This window comes from Kamptonema formosum PCC 6407, assembly GCF_000332155.1.
In the GTDB taxonomy this organism is placed as follows: Bacteria; Cyanobacteriota; Cyanobacteriia; order Cyanobacteriales; family Microcoleaceae; genus Kamptonema; species Kamptonema formosum.
Map to the genome: position 1 here is coordinate 1,029,997 of NZ_KB235898.1, position 20,736 is coordinate 1,050,732.

Consider the following 20,736-nt stretch of genomic DNA (forward strand, 5'->3'; position numbering starts at 1 on the left):
GGGGGGATGGGGAGGATGGGGAGGATAGGGAATTATTAGATTCAGAAGAGTCGAAGCTATGGTTTTCTTCCCTAGTTTCTTCTCCTCGTCCCTTGTTCCCGTCTTCGATGAAGCGATCCCATTGGGCGATGACCCAATCTCGATCTTCGGGGTGTAGCGCTTGTTGCCATCCGTTGCCAAGGGCGGCTGTGGGTGCGATCCCAGCGATATGAAAGTAGCGATCGTTGGCATAAGTGCATAGCCCCGCAACGTCGGTACGAAAAATTCCCACTGGAGCCGCAGCCGCAAGAGTAGCATAGCGTTGTTCGCTCTCTCGCAGGTAGGCTTCGGCTTGCTGTCGTTCCCTCAGTTCTTCCTGCAATTTTTGGTGGGTGGTGGCTTGTTGAAGGGCGATCGCTAGATGCAATGATAAGGCTTGCAGCAGTTTGACTTCTTCCGGTTGCCACTCGCGGGGGTGTTGGCTTTCGCTGGCATTGAGTAAGCCCCACAACTTATCGCCACACAACAGGGGTACTATAATTTTGGCTCGTGTCTGGAGGCGGATCAGCAGCTCTCGATGACAGTCGGACATTTCGGTTGTGGAGGTATCCGTTACGACGCGAAAGTGTCCCTGGCGATAAATCTCAGCCTGTTCTTGCTTAAAGCAGGTATCGTCGATCCGTTCGCCGAGCAGAGAAAGGGACGAGTCGGTAGACTCTGCTACGGCAATGGTTTGCCAGTCGGCTTCAAACTGCCAAATATTGACGCGATCGCAGCCCAGCACTTGCCGTACCTGCTCTACGGTTGTATCCAGAATTGTTTGCAGGCTCAGGGATGATCTAATTTGCGCGGCGAGAGCTGCGACTAATTTCTCTCGTTGTACCTTGGCATTAAGAGCGGCTGTGCGGGCTTCAACTTGCTGCTCTAGGAGATTGCCTAGTAGTTGTACCTTCTCTGTTTCTAGGCGCACTACTTTTTTTTCTAACATCTCCGCTAGTTTGTATAGCTCTAGCGGGTTGAGGGCTTGCAGCAAACTGGTCTGGGTGATGATGCCCAATAGCTCTCCCTGCTCCCCTGTCACTGCTAACCGCCGGATCGAGTGCTGCTCCATTTTCTGCTGCACAGTCCAGAGCGAATCGTCGGTTCTAACACTAAAAATCGGCGTACTCATTACCGATTGAGCTAGATTGGTTTGCAGGTTCAAGGCCAAGGCCTGAAATTGTACAATATCGCGCTCGGTTACAATCCCTACTGGTATTTGCAGAGGTTCAGTGGGGCTACTACTTGATTCCACAATCATCACGGAACTGACGCGGTAGTGTGCCATCAGTTGAGCGATCGCCAGCATGGAACTATCTGGTGCGGCACAAATGACTTCGCTGGTCATTACTTCCGATACCAGCCGCAACCTTAAGAGGTCTGCGGGGCGAGATGTTTGCCGCAGAGTTTCATGAGTTATTATCCCCACTAACCGATCTTGCTCATCTGTGATGGGCAAATGGCGAATGTGGTGGTGCTGGAGCAGATCGATCGCTAAAAATAAATCGGTAAAGGCAGACTCGCGTAGGGTGACGACTGGAGATGCCATCACCTCCGCGATCGCCAAATGCTCTAAGGAACGCTGCTGGGCGCTCAGTAGCACCATGTCTCGCTCTGTGACAATACCGAGCAACTGCTCGTCTTCTGCCACTAATACACAGCTCGATCGTGCCTCTAGATGGAGTTGTGCATTCCCATGTCTGACCGTATCACAGATAGCCCGCATCCCGCTCATCTGGGCGATCGCATCTATCACCGTTGTATCGGGCGAAACCACTAAGGGTTCGCGGACGATCGCAGCCTTGAGTTCTGCTGGAGTGAGAGCCGTAGTACGAATGAACATGATTTATAGGGTTTTATTACTGTTTATTCCCTTAAAAATTCGCCTTAAAAATCTGAACTGATAGCGGAACACCTTACCAGCCATTAAGAAGGAGCAGAGTTAGTCATCTCTACTACATTCTATACTATATTTATTTATTTATTTACACTTTCCTGGTAAATGAAATCAATTAGGAAATTTTTGCAACTGTCAAGTAACGCTCTTTCGTCCTGTTGCTGATTCTCTAAAAACTATCTGGAAGGTAAATTCTTCTAATACTAATAATACTAATTCTCCCCTTTCCTTTATTAGTAATAATTCGTCATTGTTCGCTGTGCGAAGCAATCGCAGAGACTAGGCGATTGCTTCGCACAGCGAACAATGACAATAAATGGAAAAAGGGAACCAACAGGAGTTACGTTCATAGCCCTAGAAACCGGGTTTTTGAGAGAATAAGCTGTTGAACATTTAAAACAGATTGTAGGGTGCGTCAGTCCGAAGGTTTTCCCGTTTAAGAGTAAGTGTTCTAGCTGACGCACCCTACAAGCCTAGTTAGTGGTTTAAATGCACAACAGCTTATAGCAACCTTCTTGACAGTTAAGACATTCTGAGTTCCACCAAACTCCCTGATTCTATTCCCTTCTTTCCCTTCTTTCCCTTCTTTCCCTTCTTTCCCTTCTTTCCCTAGTCCCTAGCCCCTAGTCCCTAGCCCCTAACCGCTGAAAGCGGTTGAGTACGAACGCTCAAAACCACTCAAATTCAGCTTCGGGTTTCTGCACTCGCAGTTTCGGCCGCTGGCTGAGTTACACCCATACGAATTTCGGAACAGAAAGATGCTATCGTCATCCCCGAAGGTTGCTTAACAACGCTGGTGCGTAGCCGCAGATTAGGTATGAGATACCACAAACGCTCTTCAGCATAGAAACCTTCTGACTCCCCAATCAGTGTCAGCACGTCGTCTTCGCCGATAATGTAGCGAGTGGTGATGCCTTGGGCTGGCTTTGCTAACGCATTTTTAGAGGCGGGGCCTACACTTTGTAATAATTTCCCTGTCTTGGGGTTGTCAGAATTGGGAATGGGTACTAGAAGTCTAGAGCCATTCTTGTGATTTTGATCTGCGATCGGATTCCAAGTGACGCGAACTCCTGCTAACGGCGCTGAGACTGGGTTAAGCGAGTGTTCGGAGCAAAGTTGGATGACGGCGGGATCGGTTGCTGGTAGGATTTCAATCTTGAGTTCGGATTTACCCGCCTCCAATTTCCCGGAGGTCAGGTTATGAAGGGTACGCTGGGAAAACCACTTGCCTGCACTTTGCTCAAAAAATTCTATTATGTCCATGAATTATATTGTCTCGCGTCACTACTGCTCAATACTTTAATTTTAATTGTCTGGGGATTGAAATCTACAGGTTAAAGGCTGCGGCTATCTAAACTGCGGGTTCGCGGCATGACTAATTGCGCGAGGGGGCGAGCTAGAATTAACTTCAACCATTTACCCTTACCATTAAACGCAGTATTTGTCAATATCTACAAAACTACTCTGCGACCCTCATAGCAATTAGCCTTTAAATATGTCATTCTAAACAAAGATAAGAATTAAGATTGATACTATCCCCCTGGGTGCGGGTCGCGTCAAGCAAAGCTATTGCCTTACGAAATCCGGCAACATTTTTGAAATACCACCGTAAAATTATGAGTGAGTTTAGAGAAACCTTAGATAAATTATCGTTCGCAGAACAGCACGATCTCTTATCAACCCTACCAAGTCAGCTAGCAGATGCTTGTGATACAGAAAAATTGTACCACCTGCTAACAAATTATGATTTCATTGAAGCCAAAGTAGAAACACTAGGAATACAACCGCTAATTGAAGATTACAATCTAGTTAGAAACTTGAGTCTCTCCCCTTCCGAGCCAAAAGCAAAATCCCTACAATTAATTCAAGATACTCTTCGACTTTCTGCCCACATTATCTCTCAAGATCCCGCACAATTAGCGGGACAACTCATCGGGCGCTTATTGTCTTTTCAAAACATAGAAATTCAGGCACTACTGGAGGGCGCAAGACAGCAAAAAAATCCTTGGTTGCAACCGTTAACTGCTAGTTTTACCCCTCCGGGAAGCCGACTGCGGCGTACTCTCGTAGGACATACAGACTGGGTACAAGCAGTAGCAGTTACACCTGATGGCAAAAAGGCAATTTCAGCTTCCTCCGATCATACCCTCAAAATTTGGAACCTCGCCACCGGCGAAGAAATTTTTACTCTTAAAGGTCATCTCACTTATGTTAATGCTGTTGCCGTCACCCCGGATGGTAGGAAAGTAATTTCTGGTTCCTGGGATAACACTATTAAAATTTGGGATTTGGAAACCGGGCAAAAACTGTTCACATTTAGAGGCGATACCTTCGCAGTCGAAGCTGTAACCGTTACCCCTGACGGTACGAAAGTAATTTCTGGTTCTTGGGACGGTACGATTAAGGTTTGGAATTTAGCAACTGAACAGATAATTTTCAACCTCAAAGGTCATAACAGTTTTGTTCAAACTGTAGCAGTTACTGCTGATGGTAAACGCTTGATTTCTGGTTCTGGCGATCACAGCATCAAAGTCTGGAACTTGGAAACAGGAAAAGAACTTTTTACCCTTATAGGTCATGAAGATTGGGTAAAGACTATAGCTGTTACCACTGATGGCAATTACTTGATTTCTGGTTCTTATGATAAGACAATCAAAGTTTGGAATTTAGCCACAAAAGAAGCAATTTTTACTCTCAGAGGTCATACTAGCTTTGTGCAGTCTGTGGTACTATCTCTAGATGAAAAACTGGTGATTTCTGGTTCTGGTGACAAAACTATAAAAGTTTGGAACTTGGAAACCAAGGCAGAAGTTTTTACATTGCTCAATCATATTGCCCCGGTTAACGCTGTCGCTGTACTTCCCGATGGTAAGCAGATTATTTCGGGTTCATCTGACAAAACTCTTAAGATTTGGGATCTGGAAACAGGAGATGAAAATTTATCTTTTTTAGGACATTTAGACTGGGTAAATGCTGTGGCCATTACCCCTGATGGTCAGCGAGTTATTTCCGGTGCTGGTGATAATAATATTAAAGTTTGGGATTTAAAAACAAAGACTGAAATTTGTACAATCTCAGGTCATGACGACTGGATTAAAGCTGTTGCTGTCACCCCTGATGGTAAGCGCTTAATTTCCGGTTCTGGTGACAAAACTATAAAAGTCTGGGATTTGGAAAATGCACAGGAAATCTACACTTTAACAGGTCATGAAGACTGGGTAAATTCTATTGCTATCACACCCGATAGTAAGCGAGTAATTTCCGGTTCTGGGGACAAAACTATCAAGTTATGGAATTTGGAAACAGGAGAAGAAATTTTAACTATTGCAGGTCATACAGATGGTGTCAAAGCTGTAGCTGTCACTCTTGATGGTAAACGGTTAATTTCCGGTTCAGGGGATCATACTCTCAAGATTTGGAGTCTGGAAGCTGGAGCAAATATTTTCACTTCAGTTTGGAATTTAGTTACAGGTAATAAATTTTTCACTCTACTAGGTCATACCAGTTTTGTTAATACTGTAGCCGTCACAGCCGATGGCAAATGGGCAATTTCTGGGTCGCGGGAAAGTACGATTAAAGTTTGGGATTTGGGAGGGAAGAAAGAACTATTTACGCTTACGGGTCACACTGATGCAGTAACATCTATTGTGGTCATGGGGAAACGGTTAATTTCTGCTTCTGATGATAATACTCTCAAAGTTTGGGATTTATCCAATCGAAAAGCGATTGCTAGTTTTACTGGAGATAGTGCTTTAAAATGCTGTGCTATATCTCCTGATGGCGTGACAGTTGTAGCGGGGGAAGCGTCAGGGAGATTGCATTTTTTAAAGTTGGAAGGGAAAATCAATTAAGTAGAAGGAAGAAGGTAGAAGGAAGAAGGAAGAAAAATTTAGTTATAGCAACCGCCACAACGGTTAGGACACTCGCTCATGGCTCAAACCATTGACTCTCTTCCCCCTTTTCCCTTCTTTCCCTTCTTTCCCTTCCTTCTTTCCCTAGCCCCTAGCCCCTAGCCCCTAACCAAATACTCATAATGCTCAAACGCGCAACGTCGGAGGACGAAGATAACGCACCCAAAAAGGTTCTTCTACTACCTGAGAAAATATGTACATAGTACCGATAATTTTGCCTGTAGCATCTCGCATTGGTACTGTGGAGTAGTAGTTTTCAAACAATAAATCATCTTTCTTCTTCAAGTGCAATTTTACACCGTTGTGGACTTCACCTTGCAGCGAAGAGTGAAAAAGTGTATAAAAATTCTCCTTGTGTTCTTCAGGAATAATCGACAATCTATTCCCCTCAACCTCTGGTAACATCCAGCCAAACAGTTTCTCCGCCGCTGGATTCCAAAGCGTTACTTTTCCATTAACATCTATGCCAATAATTGCCAAAGATGCAACTTTAATAAATCGTTGTAAAATGCGTTCGGTTTCTCGTAGGGCAACTTGAGAACGCTTGCATTCGGTAATATCTTGACAGATACCGTAAACGCGGGTGACACAGTTTTGTTCATCGTCCCAGATAATTTGTTTGCTGTCTCGCAGCCATCGCACTTCACCATTTTTAGTAATAATTCGGTACTCGCTTTCTTCACTACAACTAGATGAACAAGACTGGATTTGCTGCCATACTATCTGTTCGTCATCAGGATGAATTAGGTTAAAGTGTAGCCAGCCTAAACTCTTTAATTCTTCCAAGGTATAACCTGCAATCGCGGTAAAAGCTTCTGTCATCCACTCGCAGACAAAGACTCCATCAGACAATACAGTAAAATCATAACCAAATTCACAGATAATTTGGGAAAATTTTCGATCGCGAAACTCTAGTTGAGAGACTTTTGCTTCAGTTTCTCTAAATTGATTGATGTCTATATTTGTTGTTAAAACTTTCTCAAGATGTTGTTTTTTTTCAGTAATATCTCGCAGATTTATAATTATGCCGCCGACGCTGGAATCGTGAAGGCAATTGCTGCCAATCGCTTCTAAATATACCCAAGAATTATTGGCATGGCGTTTCCGAAACTCAATAGTTTGGTGGGGTTCAAACTGTTCTAGTAAATTGTCTAGGTAAGACTTCACAGCAGCTAAATCATCTGGATGGATTAACTCACCAAATAATTTTCCGATCCTATCTTCTGGCTTATATCCTAAAATCTGCTCTATTGCTGGACTCTGATATTGTACTCGCATATCAGCTTCTAGGACGATAATTAAATCGAAAGCATTCCGCACAATAGATTGTAGTCTGGCTTCGCTTTTTGCCAATAACTGATTTGACCTGATGTGTTTTTTTTGCTCATCCTGCAACTGCTTCTCTAACTGTCTAATTTGAGAGGCTTGCTGCATGACTTTGACTTCTAATTTATGATTAATTGTTTTCAGCTTTTCTAGGGTTTTATTCTCCTCAACAAGTAACGGGTCGCTAATTGCTACTTCGTGCAAAGACACTGATTGTTTTTTTAAAGTAGTTGTTATGTTTTGTATCTTTGGCAACAATTCGTTAATTTGTGGTTCTAAAGCCTGCAACTTATCAGATAACATAATCTACCACAGGAATTGGAAAAGAATACATTAATAATTGCAGAAATCTAAGCTGCTAACAACCGAGAATTTACTGATATTTACGGCAAGTTGAGTTTTAAGATATATTTCACTCCTCAGTATTTTGAGGGAATGGAATCAACCCTTAACTTGCAGGGTTAGATTGCTTCCTTCGCAACTTTACTCCCCGAATTGAATAATCTAACAACTCAATTGGGTGCATCAGCGTGACTTGTTTTCCCTGCAACTCCAAATGCTTCTTAATTTGCAAAGAACAACCAGGATTAGCAGAAGTAATCAATTCTGCTCCAGAATTTAACAAATTCTCAACCTTTTGCTGTCCCAATTCATCAGCAATTTCTGGCTGTAACATATTGTAAACCCCAGCACTCCCGCAACACAAAGCTGCATCTAGGGGTTCCTTTAATTTTACGCCGGGAATTTGCTGCAATAACTGACGGGGTTGCAAACTAATCTTTTGTCCGTGCAATAAGTGACAAGCATCTTGATAAACTATCTTTAACTCTCCATCAATTAGGGGAGAAAGTTTGGCTGTTAAACCTACATTTGCTAGGAATTCTTGCACGTCTTTTACTTTGTTAGCAAATGCCTGCGCTTTCTCTTGATATTCTGCATCATCTGCTAAAATGTGACCGTATTCTTTTAAAGTGTGACCGCAACCAGCCGCATTAATAATAATAGCATCAACACCTGTTCCTTCAAAGCTATCAATCATTTGTCTAGCTAAAGTTTGGGCTTGTTCGGTTTGCCCTTGGTGTTCCGGTAAAGCAGCACAACAGCCTTGACTTTTGGGGATTATTACTTCGCAACCATTTGCTGTTAAAACGCGCACGGTTGCCTCATTAACTGGCGAGAAAAATAGCCGTTGTACGCAACCTAAAATCATGCCAACTCGATAGCGTTTTTCCCCTTGTGCTGGAATAATTGTAGGTAAATTATCTCGGAATGATTCAACAGAAATGGCTGGTAAAATTGACTCCATTGCCGCTAAGCGAGGAAATACCTTTTTTAGCAAACCTGTGGAACGGACAAGTTGCTGTATTCCCGATTTTTGATAAAGAAATAAAGGTGCAAGTAAAGGCCGCAGTCGATGAGGATAAGGGAAGAAGTTAAACAGGATAGAACGAATTAAGATATCAGATAAACTTCGTTGATAATTTCTCTCAACTTGATGACGAGTTGCTGAGATTAATTTATCGTACTTTACCCCAGAAGGACAAGTGGTGACGCAGGCTAAACAACCCAAGCAAGTATCAAAATGCTGTGCTGTTGCCTCATTTAAGGGTGCATCACCTTCGTTAATAGCATCCATTAGATAGATGCGACCTCTGGGGGAATCCATTTCCTTGCCAAGTACGCGGTAACTCGGACAAGTTGATAGGCAAAATCCGCAGTGAACGCAGGTGTCAATTAATTTGGCTGAGGGCGGATTTTTACTGTCAAATCCGGGGATTTCTAAGGATTGTAAATGGGGATTTTGTGCTAAAAAGTTGCTGGGATTAATTAGTTGTAAATCGCTGTTTTCTGAGGATTTTTCTGAGGTTTGCATAGATTATTAACCTGTAGTTATACTTATGGTTTTTGTCGGTAATGCTGCCCTTTGGAGGGTAAATTATCGTCTAGAGGGCGGCGTTACGTAAGTTTTTAAGGAAATAGAAAACGATGGGGACTCAAAATATTCTCTGGGTCAAATTGCTGTTTAATTTTCTGCATTAAACTGAGGGCATTTCCATTATAACCCCAAACATCTAACTGTTGCTTAAGCTCTGCGGGAGCCTTTAAAATGCTGAGAAATCCGCTATGAGATTCGCACTGCTGACGTAACTGTAAAATGGTTTCTCCGGTCGCATTCTCAAACCGCAAAATTCCCAACCCGCTACCGCTATGAATCAAGCCATCAGCCAGATTGAACTGTGCTAAAGTTTTCGTAGATTCAGATGCTATGATTCCTATTTTACAGATAATTGTTGAATCTGGGGCAGTTGACCAAATAATTGATTGTAATCTCTGCCAGAAGTTCGTCTCATCATTCTCAGTACAGATGGTTCCTTTTAATCCTAACTTATAGCCCACTTCTAGCAGACGGCTTGATTGTTGCTCAATACTTTCTGGTATACTTTGAAATCTGACGGCTAAACCCAAATTTTTGCCCAAACCTAATTTTTCTACCAACTGCCTTGATAGCAAATCAACTGCTGTTGGTGTTAAAGCTGAGGATAATAAGGTTTGAGTTGTGTTTGCTAAGGCTTCAACTTCGCCAGTTAAAATTACCGTTACAGATGCGTTTGGCAGCGGATAAACCCGCATTGTAACTTGACTAATAATGCCCAGCGTACCGTAGGAACCTGTTAACAACTTCATCAAATCATAGCCAGCGACATTTTTAACAACGCGCCCTCCTGCTTTGGCAATTTTGCCATCGGATCGCACGAAAGTAATGCCTAATAATAGATCGCGAACGCCTCGATACCGCTGTCGGAGGGAGCCCGCGTCAGCGGTGGCGATAATGCCGCCGATGGTTGCCTGTTCTGGATATGCTGGATCTAGGGGTAAAAATTGACCGGAGGTGGCCAAAATTCGCTGTAATTCGGCAAATTTCATCCCTGCTTCGACTGTGACGGTTAAATCGCCAACGGCGCGATCGATTAGGCGGTTGATGCGATCGCAACTGACAACTACGAGCCCACCTGTACCCCTTTTTAAGGGGGGTTCTGAAACCTGACTGCGATCGCGAGGGTTAGGGGGCTCTATTCTCACCAATCCCCCCCAGTCAAGTTTGCTACCGCTACCCACCGGCAAAACTCCCCGTCGATTCCGGGAAATGCAAGCGATCGCACCCGCGAGTTCTTCTTGAGTATTAGGATAAACAGTGCAGTCAATTTCCGTACCTGGGGCGATCGCACTTTCTATCCGTTTTTGCCAAAAAGTATCTGTATCTTGCCAGGGACAGACGGCATCAGTACCGACAATGCTTTCTAGTTCTTGTGCTAATGCCCAGTTATCCGTTAAAGTCGATTTCATTAAAGTTAGGAGACACTCACTCAAAAAAATAACAAAAAAAAATACTTAAAGCTATTATATTTCTAAACATCATCTTAAGTAACTTTAATTTATGGAACTCGTAGATGCAATGGCCCTCCTCCATCCCGCCTTAGCAGTGGCGGTGGTGTTCCCGATTATTGGCATGGTTGTCAATATGGCATGGCAAACCCGATCGCGCCGCCTCCAAAGCGCGGGTGATGGCAAAAGCAAAATTCCGCCCTCCGTCGGTTCCGAGCACGTTAAATTAGGTCGCTGGTTGACTGGTTCAGTTGTCGGAGTTAGCTTAGTAGCTTTTGCCTATGTTATTTTTTTCAAGAGTATTTTGAAAAATCAACTCTGGAGTAAAGCACCTTTCCAAGTAGTTTTTATCGTGCTAATGTTTGCAGCCACCATCGCTTCACTGGTATTTCTTTACAAAGCAAGACTACCCAAATGGCGGGCCGTATTTGCCACTTTAAGCAGCGCTGGTTTAATAATTATTGCCTTCCAAGATGGTATTTTTCGCAGAGACGATCAATGGATGTTTTCTCATTTTTATTACGGTTTACTCGCCGCCATCCTAATGATTATTTCCCTAGCAATTGTTCCCGAAATTTACAAAGATAGAACCAACAAGTGGCGCAAAATACATACAATTTTAAACTGCGTAGCTTTGTTACTATTTATAGGTCAAGGCATGACCGGTTCTAGAGACTTGCTAGAAATTCCTTTGAGTTGGCAGCAAGAACACCTTTATCAGTGTGACTGGAATAATAAAACTTGTCCTAAATCCTCGTCATCCGTAGGCATGAGCAATTAAAAATGGCAGAAACTCAGGCAGAAACTCATAATTTCAAGAAATATACCTTAACAAGAAAGAGAACAATTAGGGAACTTGCCAATTTTGTTAGCGCTAACAATTGTATTTCGGCAGTCGAACACGCTGGCATTAGTTTTCTGAGCCAACTCTTTCAAATTAATCACTGGAGAGTCAGATTGTGGAGCTTGCATATACAGCTCATAAGCAACTTCCAAGACTTTAAAATTTAACGACAAAGGCTGAATTCGTTTTTCTAGTAGTTGAAACATAGTTTTGCCCCTCCAACAAGCTTCCTCATTAGTTTTCCAGAACTTGACAGTACTTAACCTCTGTCTGAAGTACAAATTATCATCAGCGTCAAACTATGCCAGAAGACAGAAAATTTTTGCCAATAAATATGTAAACTTAATGAAAAGTAGACTGAGTAACGATCGCTATCAGCATTGCCCACAATCCAACAGTTAACAGTTAATAGTTAAATATCCCGGTAACTTTCAAGTGTCTATTAATTGGGCGTAAATCGTGTTTTTAACACTCCTGATTTCACAAAAGCAGGTGGCTTTTGAGCAGGGTATAAAGTAGCAGGGATTCTTGATTCATCAGGGGGAGGAAGGGGAGCCATCAAAGGTTGGGTAATATCACGGCCAAGGAATCGTTTAGATAAACGAGCAATCAGAGGATTTTGGCGTAGTTGATCTTCATTGATGGCATAGATGTTCATATCAACATATTGTTTACTTACGGGATCGTATAAATGCTCTTTCATAATCCCTTCTAGTTCAAATCCTCCTGCTGACATAGCTGCTTGAGCCGGACGATTATAACCATAACAATAAGCATAAAAACGATGCAGATGGTAAGCATTAAAAATTAAGTCACCCATCAATAAAAGACCTTCAACTCCATAGGAAATGGAACGGTACTGTTTATCAAAAATCCCTGTGACTGATTCGGCTCTTTGATGAAAAGAGCTATAGTCAGCAGCACCAATAATCCCGATCGCGCCATGAGTTTTATGAACCATTAAGCATTCCAGATAACCACTTTCCGCCGGAGTTGCACGCGATCGCACGATTAATCTTTCCCTCACTTGTTCCACCGTTTCCGCTTTATCATTGAGACGAAACAGACGCATAAACTCATAGTTTGAGTACATTTTTTCAAAGAGAAATTCCGCATCATCAGGGTTAGTTCTGATTAATGTAATGGAATTACCTTGATGGAGAATTAGACGATTAAGTGTCATAATTTTATAAAAAAAACGATAATTTAGAAACCAGGTTTCTGAGATTTGTAGGGGTAGTGCCCCCGTGCCTACCCCCATCGATCGGGGCAACCACGGGGGGATTGCCCCTACAAATGCGTGTCCGCGTAATTCCTGAGATTACAATCGACCTGGATAAAAAATCCGATAAAACCAAGTAAAGTTTTGTTTAATTGTAATTTCAAAGCGGTTAGGTATGGTATGATAAACGAAAGGCTGATGGGGATTGTAGGTTTCTTCCACATACTTACCTCCCGATTCCGAGTAAGTGGGGACTTGAAAGTTAATGTTAGTTAAATCAAGTGAAATAGGCCCAAGGTTTAACCAGTTGACTAATTCTGTTAACACTTCCTGCGGGTTACTCATTAAATGCTCGTATACAACGTAAAATATTTTTTGTTGTAAGCTTTCTTCTAAGTCTTGCACTTGTTCTAAGGATTCGAGCACTGAACCGACAACCCCTTGAGGTAAAAATAATTGTTGGGCGCGATCGGCTCGCGATCGCGAAGCAAGTTTTTCGGGAAAATCTAACAGCAGGTTTTTTTGATGTTGGGTTTCTATAGCTGCACAAATTTGCCCTAATTCTCGTACACAAACCACCATTCGGCAGTTGGGATCGAGCAAATTAATTAATTCTAGATGTTGCAACCATTGGGGATGAATATCAACTATCCAAGCTTCAGAAATCTGCTCAAACCAACCATTAATAAACCCTATCATCGCCGATCGCGATCGCTCCATCGTTGGGTTAAATTCCTGATTGAGATGGTTAATAGCTTGGGGGTGAGTGCTGATAAAAGTACGGAAGTTAAGCAATAAATCGCATAAAGGCGATCGTAAGTGATTGCTATAAATATCTGGATGTTGTGCTAAACTTTGACTTAAAAAGTCTATACCAGAACAAGGGAGTCCTGTAAGATAGAGTAGGTGATGATTCAGCATAATAATCTCATTAAACTTGTAGGGTGCGTCATAGATGCCAACTGTACTTCCGTTGGCCGCCAGGGGTTAAAACCACCGTCTAATAGCCGTCTAATAGCTTAAGTCCTTTGAAGAGGACTAAGAAGAAAACTCTTAAATTCTTCAGTCCTCTTTAGAGGACTTAAGCTTTGAGACAGGGGTTAAAACCCCTGTCGGACTGTTGGACTGACAGACTATTGGACTGGGTTTTTTCGCCTAACTTAGGCTCAAACTCAACTCTACAAGATAGAATCAGCCGTAATTGAATCAGCAGAAACCCCCGTTAAAGATACCAACAATTGATTACTCGCAGTAACGCGAATGATGGTATCTCCTACCCGCTCGCCACTCCCAGGAGTAATAGTAAGATCGGCGAAACTAAGATTATCAATCAATTTCAAGAAATCTTGTCCCACCATAAAATCAGTAATGACACCAGCACCCTGACTTGGTGTTAGTACAAAAACATCATTACCAGCTCCACCTGTAAGAGAATCATCACCATCACCCCCATAGAGAGTATCGTCACCATTATCTCCCAAGAGAGTATCATTGCCAATGCCACCACAGACTAAATCATTCCCATTACCTCCATGTAACGAGTCATTCCCTTCGCCACCCCAAACAATATCTTGACCGGCATTTCCACTGACAACATCATCGCCTTTATTCCCCAGCAAAATGTCATCCCCTAACTCTCCCAAGACTGTATCATTCCCAGCATCTCCACAAAGAGTATCCTCCCCTAAGCCGCCAGAAATCCAGTCATCATTTTGACCCCCGCGCCCGAAATCATTATCCTTTCCAGCATCAATGGTATCGTTGCCTGCATAACCGTAAATAACATCTTTCCCTTGATTGCCAAAGAGTACATCGTTGCTACCTTTGCCTAGAATACTATCATCACCGATGGCTCCATTGAGAGTGTTAGCATCGTTGTCTCCCAACAGCACATCATGGGGAGGATTGCTAGCCGGAATCGGGCCAAGGTGACTGTTATTTACTGATAATTCTAATTGGCTCAAACCCAAGATATCATTATCGGGTGTGGGAATGGCTGAAATGTTAATCGCCGCCGCATTTGCCTTAGAACTCAGAGCCTTTTTTGTATTATTGGAGACGAGATCGCTAAAGGATTTTGTGCCATTGAAAGCCGCAACTATATCCTCAAGGGTACTGGTTTGAGCTACTTTTTGGGCTTTGAATAATTCCAGGATATTCGGGGCTTTGAGGATTTGATTGTTGGTGGCCGCGATTACTTCGGAGAATTGTGCTATGGTGTCGAGATTGACCGTATCATTCAAAGTTGTTGGGTCAATCTGATTGATGTATTGGTTCAGAAGGATGGCGATTTGGTTACTATCGCTGAGATTGAGAGAACCGTTTTGGATAGTTTGGGCGATCGCATCAATGACGATATCCCCTAAAGTTTGACTGTCTACATCAAGATTTGGGGCGATAGTTTGAACCGCCTTGGTAATTTGCGTGACTGAGGTTTGAATCGCCACCTGAGTTGCTAAAACCGCTAAACCATCGCTGGAACCCTTTTGAGCCGCTGTTATGGGGTCAAAAGTTCCGAGGTCAACATTACTAGGTAATCTCCAAGCGGCTTTTAGGCTCGTTTGCGCCGCCTCTGGGGTCATACCTCCATTGACGAGGGCCGCAATTACGGAGGTGAGGGGTGTTACCATCGTAGAACCAGCAACCGCTCTGAGGATACCTGTAAAAGCTTCTCCCGTCACCGCATCAGTGCCACCGACTATTACATATTGACCTTCTTCGGGGTCAAGGATGCCGTTACCATTAGTGTCGAAGTCGCCGGGAACATCGAGGCTAAAGTTACCAGCAGCATCGGTAGTGCCGCTAGGTTCGTCAGTGTCTTGAGTGCCGTTACCGTTAGCATCAAAGAAGACAGTGCCTCCAACGATGGGGCCATCTTGACCTTTACCTTTAACTGCGATCGTTTGAGTTGTGTTAGTAGTCGTTTGAGCATTGGTAGCTATGGGAGTAGTGCGTTTGAAGATAGCATCGGTATTTAAGTCAGTACCCACAACTTCTTGACTCTTGGTGGCTGCATTGGAGGCAGAGTTACCTGCGAACGTCGTATCGCTATTGATATTAACAACGGGGAGTTCATTCGATGCAGGTAAGCCTTCTTCGCTGGCTTTTAATGCCTTTTGAGCATCAATAGCCGCTTGAGTCAGGGTAAATATTGCTCCGCCAAACCCTTGTCCATCATCAGTGGTCTTGTTGGCATCACCGCCAACTCCTCCAGCAGCAACGTTATTCGTAAAACTGGAACCGTTAGTAATGTTTAGAGTGCCACTGCGGACAAAGATTGCACCTCCCATCCCCGCACTGGCTTGTGTTCCTGCTCCAAAGCCACCGTGGCCACCGTCGCCACCATTGCCACCATTGCTACTAGTGACAGCAGGACCACCACTGCCACCATTGCCACCACTGCTACCAAAGCCACCCCTGCCACCCCTGCCACCATTGCCACCATTGCCACCTTTGGAGCCACCACTGCCACCACTGCCACCATTGCCACCACTGCTACCAAAGCCACCAGGACCACCACTGCCACCATTGCCACCATTGCCAACTTTGGAGCCATCACTGCCATCAACTCCAGTTAATCCCAGTCCCCCACTTCCCGCACTGGTTCGATCGCTCCCCCGTGCTTGGTTACTGTCAAACGCAACGCGATTGAGAGTGACATTCCCGCCATAAATAAACATTGCACCCCCCATCCCTGCACCTCCTGCGCCAGGGTTAGCAACGCCTCCTTTGAGGTTGAGGTCATTAAACGTGATATTTCCCGATCTGACAAAAAAGAACGGGCGATCTTTCTCATCAACTTGCCCATTATTATTGTTATCGCCGCTAATCGTAAGGCCATTACCATTAAAGGTGATATCGCTATCAATCAGCGGCACCATCCGCAACAGAGAGTCCTCAAAATTCAACAGAGAGTCCCCAAAATTCAGGCGCACATTATTTAATAGGGAAATAGTATCGGCTCCTTCTTGGGTATTAGCTTTTTGAATCGCCCAACTGAGAGTCCCTTCCGTTGTCCCTAAACCGTCATCTGTATCTTTGTTGACTTGGATTCCTTCAATTTTTAGGGTAGGAGTCGGAGTTGCTGTTGGAGTCGCTGTTGGAGTCGCTGTTGGAGTTGGAGTTACCGTTGGAGTCGGAGTTGCTGTTGGAGTTGGAGTCGCTGTTGGAGTTGCTGTTGGAGTCGGAGTTGCCGTTGGAGTCGGAGTTGCCGTTGGAGTTGGAGTTGGCGTTGGAGTTGCTGTTGTCGCCTGAAAAGTATAGATTTCCCCAGTATTAAACGCCGCCGTTAAATTATTCCCAGAATTATCTTGAATAGTAGGAGTCGCCGCCGTATCTAATCGTAAATCTCCATCCCCAGTAATACCATTAACCGTTACCGTAACACTCGTTCCCGTAGCCGCAGAAACACTAGCAATTGTACCCTTAGCTGTGCCAGTGGGAGTCAGGGCAAAATCACTAATATCTAAACCCTGAACCCCTTCACTGAAATCGACTTGATAAACTACACTCGACGCATTCGTTGTCGCGGTAGTCGGAGTTTGGCGAGCAATCTTAGTAATCGTCGGAGGAGTCGTATCCGCAGGAGTTATAGTATAGCTTTCCCCTGTGGTAAAAGCCGCAGTGAAATTATTCCCAGTATTATCTTTAATCGTAGGAGTCGCCGCCGTATCTAACCGTAAATCTCCATCCCCAGTAATACCATTAACCGTCACCGTGACACTCGTTCCCGTAGCCGTAGAAACACTGGCAATATTACCCTTAGCTGTGCCAGTGGGAGTCAGAGCAAAATCACTAATATCTAAACCCTGAACCGCTTCACTAAAATCGACTTGATACACCACACTCGACGCATTCGTTGTCGCCGTTGTCGGAGTTTGACGAGCAATCTTAGTAATCGTGGGGGGAGTTGTATCAAAAGTATAGATTTCCCCTGTAGTAAACGCCGCCGTTAAATTATTCCCAGCATTATCTTGAATCGTGGGAGTCGCCGCCGTATCTAATCGTAAATCTCCTTCTCCGGTAATGCCATCAACCGTTACCGTTACACTCGTTCCCGTAGTAGCAGAAACACTGGCAATATTACCCTTAGCTGTGCCAGTGGGAGTCAGGGTAAAATCACTAACATCGAGATTTTTAACCGCCTCGCTGAAATTAACTTGATAAACTACACTCGCTGCTGTTGTTGTCGCACTTAGAGGATTTTGCCGAGTAATACTGCTAACAGTTGGTAGAACAGCATCGACATTAACGCCTGTGGTATCTCCCACATTCTTGAGAATTAAACCAACACTGCTACCGCCACCATCCTTAATTGTTGCATCTCCCGTTAGAGTTAACGCATTGCCTAAAATAACGCCATCATTATCGGCATTTCCTGCGGCAATGTTGTAACGAAATATATGAAAGGCAGAGGCTGCGCCCGTTCCAACTGAGGTCGCATTCACCGTTCCTCCGGTGTTCAAAGTCACCGGAATATACGCGCTTCCTGTGCCTTTATTAATCGTGACAGGTTGGGAGAAATTGACGATAAAATCTAAGTTGGCTCCCGCTTTAAAGGTGATAGCTGGTGGTACGCTAACACTGAGAATTTCGCCTACTGGTTTATATTCAAAAGCCCCAATGTCAACGGTAGTATTAACAATCCGGGCAAAACCAGTTCCTCGTTGATCGGTGGTTAATGCCGTCGCATTGGCATTATTGCCCGCATCAATGGCGGGACTTCCTGCTAGTAAAACATGGGTTTGACTTAATCCCCCATTATCGGCTAGGGGGCCGAGTTTAGCATCAAGGGGAGTTGCTGCTGTTCCAACTAAGGGGCCGACGGGAAAGGGAGTGGCTACTCCCGTGTTATCGCCTATGAGGTTTCCGCCTCCGTCTGTCCAGGTTCCGCCGGATAAATCGGGGTTTTTAATATTAGTTGATAAGTCGAAGTTTCCGGCAACTAATGTATTTTTTATGGTCGCTGTTCCATTATTCTGAAATATTGCTCCTCCATTATCAAAGGAGGTGCTATTAGTAACATCTGTATCTGCTGTATTGTTGGTAAACGTGCTATTAGTAACGTTGAGCGTGCCAATATTATGAATGGCTCCGCCACTATCTTGCACACTATTTCCCGAAAAGGTACTGTTATTAATTGTGGCTGTACTACTGTAGTAAACAAAGAGCGCCCCACCGCCCTCTCCCCCGTTACCCGTGACTTGGTTATTGCTAAATGTACTATTATTAACCGTGAGGTTGCCCAGGGTACTGGTGACGTAAATAGCGCCGCCTCGTTTGTCGGCTAATCCATTATTGAAGGTGAGGTTATTGAGGGTGAGATCGGTGTTTGAGGGAACATAAAAGAAGCGAAAGGCGGGTGCTGCGGTATCCCGTTGTATAATCGCACCGTTACCATTAATTGTTAGTTTTCCCCCAACTGTCAGATCCGCAGGAGTGGGTAAACCGTTGGCTGTACTGGAAAAACCGTCGGAGATATTATTATCAACGGTTGTTAGGGTGTAGGTTCCAGAAGTTAGTTCAATGATGTCATCTGCAAGAGTAGCATTCGCGTCTGCGATCGCTTGTTTTAATGCTGTTACATCACCAGCCGCGACGTTGAAGGTTGCCAATACCCCTGGATAGGCGGCCAATTTGACTCGATTAAAAGGAAATTGGGTGCGGATTTTTCCCAAAATAACATCCAGATTCCAGGTGCCCCCAAGTTCGGGGTTTCCTACTTTTTGACTGGAGGCGGCGATGTTAATTCCCAGGATTTGATGGAGACGGGAAACAAAGGTATTGCTCTCTTTTCCTATTTCACAGCTATATAAGCATAAATCGGCATTTTTTTTCAGGGCTTTACGCCATGAGTTTAATTGGGGCGCGTAACTATCGATATTATTGAGGTTCAGGGTTGTGTTGCCCAGATGTAGGGTTCCTAAACTTCCGTGAGCCACAATATGAAGGGCTGCTAAATTGTTATACTTAGAGAGAATATCTGTTAGTTGTTGAACTCCATCCCCATTACTGTTAATGAAGGTGACGTAAATTCCTGTTTCAATGGCATCAATCAGGCAGGCATAATCCTTGACAGCAGCATCTATTATCAGGAGTTCAAAAGGAGGTTTTTGAGGCGGATTAACTCGAACAGAGCCACTTTTCTTATGACCCAAGATTGTCATTGAGCTTATTTTCGACATAGCTTATCTTCATCCCTGCCATATTTTGTGGAAATTTTATCTCTCTTCATTATAATTCTTTATTTTTTAAGGTCAATACTTCGGACACTTTATTAATGGGCAAGGGTAGAATGCGGGTTTTGGGTTCCAAGTTCGCCGCGTAGGCGTAGCCAGCCGAAGGCATCGCCAAGGGTAGAATAAAGGTTTCAGCCAGTTCTCTAAAAACTGTCCGGACTATTGTAAGGTTCTCCTGAAAAATATTAAGTTTAATTTCAACGCTCGATTTCCTCTGCTGCCGCAATCAGAACTACCGGGATAGTGGTCTTACAAATGTCTAATTAAGTGGCTATAATTCCCGCAAAATTACCGGGTTATTGTTCGGATTTTAACAAAAAAAATAACCAGATTTTCACGATTCTTTGTTGACTTTAAAGCTGACGAAAATAGATACAGAGAAGGCAAAATTACAAAATCCCTCGCGGGTGCGAGATCATTTAGCGAACGAGCGCACCTATTTAGCTTGGATGCGAACCGCGATCGCACTCATGGGTTTTGGCGTTGCGATCGTCCGTCTCCGCATCTTATACCAATTCTCTAAATTAATGCTACAGTCTTGGGGCGGGTTTATTAATGTTATTTTTGGGTGGCAAATTTGATCGCGAACCCGCCCCTACCCCAAACTGTAGCAAACTTTTAGAGAAGTGGTATTACAACCGCCTCTGATAGCGCGTCCTGGCATTGGCTGGATGTTAGGGGTAGTATTTTCTTTAGTTGGTTTAGTGACTGTTTTACTTTCAACTAACCACTACTTTAACGTCCGCCGAGACATTGATGAGGATACTTATGAACCAGCAGAAGGTTGGGTAATGCTCTTCAGTTTTGCAGTGATGCTTTTAGGAGCTGGAGTTGTCTATTTTGTATTCTCAGCTCCCTTTGTTACCTCTATTCCTGTTGTCACTGAATGATTTTCA

At 43.9% G+C, this 20,736-nt stretch carries 13 protein-coding genes; 4 read left to right on the forward strand and 9 right to left on the reverse strand.

The genetic code is table 11. The features are described 5' to 3' along the window. Both OSCIL6407_RS30260 and OSCIL6407_RS0104290 read right to left on the reverse strand, forming a co-directional pair. The coding region (locus OSCIL6407_RS30260; protein ID WP_019486951.1) for a CBS domain-containing protein at positions 1-1,861 on the reverse strand (1,861 nt) is incomplete at its 3' end. A gap of 738 nt (positions 1,862-2,599) precedes the next feature. Then, positions 2,600-3,178, reverse strand: coding sequence for a phycobiliprotein lyase (locus OSCIL6407_RS0104290; RefSeq protein ID WP_007354140.1), 579 nt, complete (start codon positions 3,176-3,178; stop codon positions 2,600-2,602). 281 nt (positions 3,179-3,459) lie between these two features. On the opposite strand from OSCIL6407_RS0104290, the gene OSCIL6407_RS0104295 reads away from it, so the two are divergent. Continuing rightward, complete coding sequence (locus OSCIL6407_RS0104295) at positions 3,460-5,766, forward strand: hypothetical protein (protein ID WP_456077480.1); 2,307 nt, start codon at positions 3,460-3,462, stop codon at positions 5,764-5,766. 186 nt (positions 5,767-5,952) lie between these two features. Here OSCIL6407_RS0104295 and OSCIL6407_RS0104300 read toward each other — a convergent pair whose 3' ends face one another. The 3 genes from OSCIL6407_RS0104300 to OSCIL6407_RS0104310 form a co-directional block, all read right to left on the reverse strand. Next, positions 5,953-7,455 (reverse strand): PAS domain-containing protein, encoded by a 1,503-nt coding sequence (locus OSCIL6407_RS0104300; RefSeq protein ID WP_007354138.1) that lies wholly within the window; start codon positions 7,453-7,455, stop codon positions 5,953-5,955. Positions 7,456-7,600: 145 nt separating this feature from the next. After that, entirely contained in the window at positions 7,601-9,025 is a 1,425-nt protein-coding gene (locus OSCIL6407_RS0104305; protein ID WP_007354137.1) for a (Fe-S)-binding protein, read from the reverse strand. A gap of 95 nt (positions 9,026-9,120) precedes the next feature. After that, the gene (locus OSCIL6407_RS0104310) at positions 9,121-10,497 is read right to left on the reverse strand and encodes an FAD-binding oxidoreductase (RefSeq protein WP_007354136.1); all 1,377 of its coding nucleotides are present in this window, start codon (positions 10,495-10,497) and stop codon (positions 9,121-9,123) included. A gap of 91 nt (positions 10,498-10,588) precedes the next feature. On the opposite strand from OSCIL6407_RS0104310, the gene OSCIL6407_RS0104315 reads away from it, so the two are divergent. Then, complete coding sequence (locus OSCIL6407_RS0104315) at positions 10,589-11,317, forward strand: DUF4079 domain-containing protein (protein WP_007354135.1); 729 nt, start codon at positions 10,589-10,591, stop codon at positions 11,315-11,317. 47 nt (positions 11,318-11,364) lie between these two features. Here the strand turns inward: OSCIL6407_RS0104315 and OSCIL6407_RS0104320 are convergent, their stop codons facing one another. From OSCIL6407_RS0104320 to OSCIL6407_RS37645, 4 genes are all read right to left on the reverse strand, one after another. Then, the gene (locus tag OSCIL6407_RS0104320) at positions 11,365-11,586 is read right to left on the reverse strand and encodes a hypothetical protein (protein WP_007354134.1); all 222 of its coding nucleotides are present in this window, start codon (positions 11,584-11,586) and stop codon (positions 11,365-11,367) included. Between the two features lie 236 nt (positions 11,587-11,822). After that, positions 11,823-12,563 (reverse strand): GNAT family N-acetyltransferase, encoded by a 741-nt coding sequence (locus tag OSCIL6407_RS0104325; protein WP_007354133.1) that lies wholly within the window; start codon positions 12,561-12,563, stop codon positions 11,823-11,825. A 138-nt stretch (positions 12,564-12,701) separates the two neighbouring features. Next, positions 12,702-13,523, reverse strand: a complete 822-nt coding sequence (locus tag OSCIL6407_RS0104330; RefSeq protein ID WP_007354132.1) for a sulfotransferase — start codon at positions 13,521-13,523, stop codon at positions 12,702-12,704. 257 nt (positions 13,524-13,780) lie between these two features. Further along, positions 13,781-19,786, reverse strand: coding sequence for a DUF4347 domain-containing protein (locus tag OSCIL6407_RS37645; RefSeq protein ID WP_267879523.1), 6,006 nt, complete (start codon positions 19,784-19,786; stop codon positions 13,781-13,783). Between the two features lie 398 nt (positions 19,787-20,184). Between OSCIL6407_RS37645 and OSCIL6407_RS0104345 the strand changes: the two genes are divergently transcribed. Together OSCIL6407_RS0104345 and OSCIL6407_RS0104350 are read left to right on the forward strand one after the other, a co-directional pair. After that, positions 20,185-20,421, forward strand: coding sequence for a YidH family protein (locus tag OSCIL6407_RS0104345; RefSeq protein ID WP_007354129.1), 237 nt, complete (start codon positions 20,185-20,187; stop codon positions 20,419-20,421). 45 nt (positions 20,422-20,466) lie between these two features. Beyond that, positions 20,467-20,730 (forward strand): YidH family protein, encoded by a 264-nt coding sequence (locus tag OSCIL6407_RS0104350; protein ID WP_007354128.1) that lies wholly within the window; start codon positions 20,467-20,469, stop codon positions 20,728-20,730. Positions 20,731-20,736 lie beyond the last annotated feature (6 nt).

Excerpts from the sequence above, each read along its gene's own strand:
- OSCIL6407_RS0104290 (WP_007354140.1), bottom strand. The coding sequence starts at position 3,178 with ATGGACATAATAGAATTTTTTGAGCAAAGTGCAGGCAAGTGGTTTTCC.
- OSCIL6407_RS0104300 (WP_007354138.1), bottom strand. The coding sequence starts at position 7,455 with ATGTTATCTGATAAGTTGCAGGCTTTAGAACCACAAATTAACGAATTG.
- OSCIL6407_RS0104305 (WP_007354137.1), bottom strand. The coding sequence starts at position 9,025 with ATGCAAACCTCAGAAAAATCCTCAGAAAACAGCGATTTACAACTAATT.
- OSCIL6407_RS0104310 (WP_007354136.1), bottom strand. The coding sequence starts at position 10,497 with ATGAAATCGACTTTAACGGATAACTGGGCATTAGCACAAGAACTAGAA.
- OSCIL6407_RS0104315 (WP_007354135.1), top strand. The coding sequence starts at position 10,589 with ATGGAACTCGTAGATGCAATGGCCCTCCTCCATCCCGCCTTAGCAGTG.
- OSCIL6407_RS0104320 (WP_007354134.1), bottom strand. The coding sequence starts at position 11,586 with ATGTTTCAACTACTAGAAAAACGAATTCAGCCTTTGTCGTTAAATTTT.
- OSCIL6407_RS0104325 (WP_007354133.1), bottom strand. The coding sequence starts at position 12,563 with ATGACACTTAATCGTCTAATTCTCCATCAAGGTAATTCCATTACATTA.
- OSCIL6407_RS0104330 (WP_007354132.1), bottom strand. The coding sequence starts at position 13,523 with ATGCTGAATCATCACCTACTCTATCTTACAGGACTCCCTTGTTCTGGT.
- OSCIL6407_RS37645 (WP_267879523.1), bottom strand. The coding sequence starts at position 19,786 with ATGTCGAAAATAAGCTCAATGACAATCTTGGGTCATAAGAAAAGTGGC.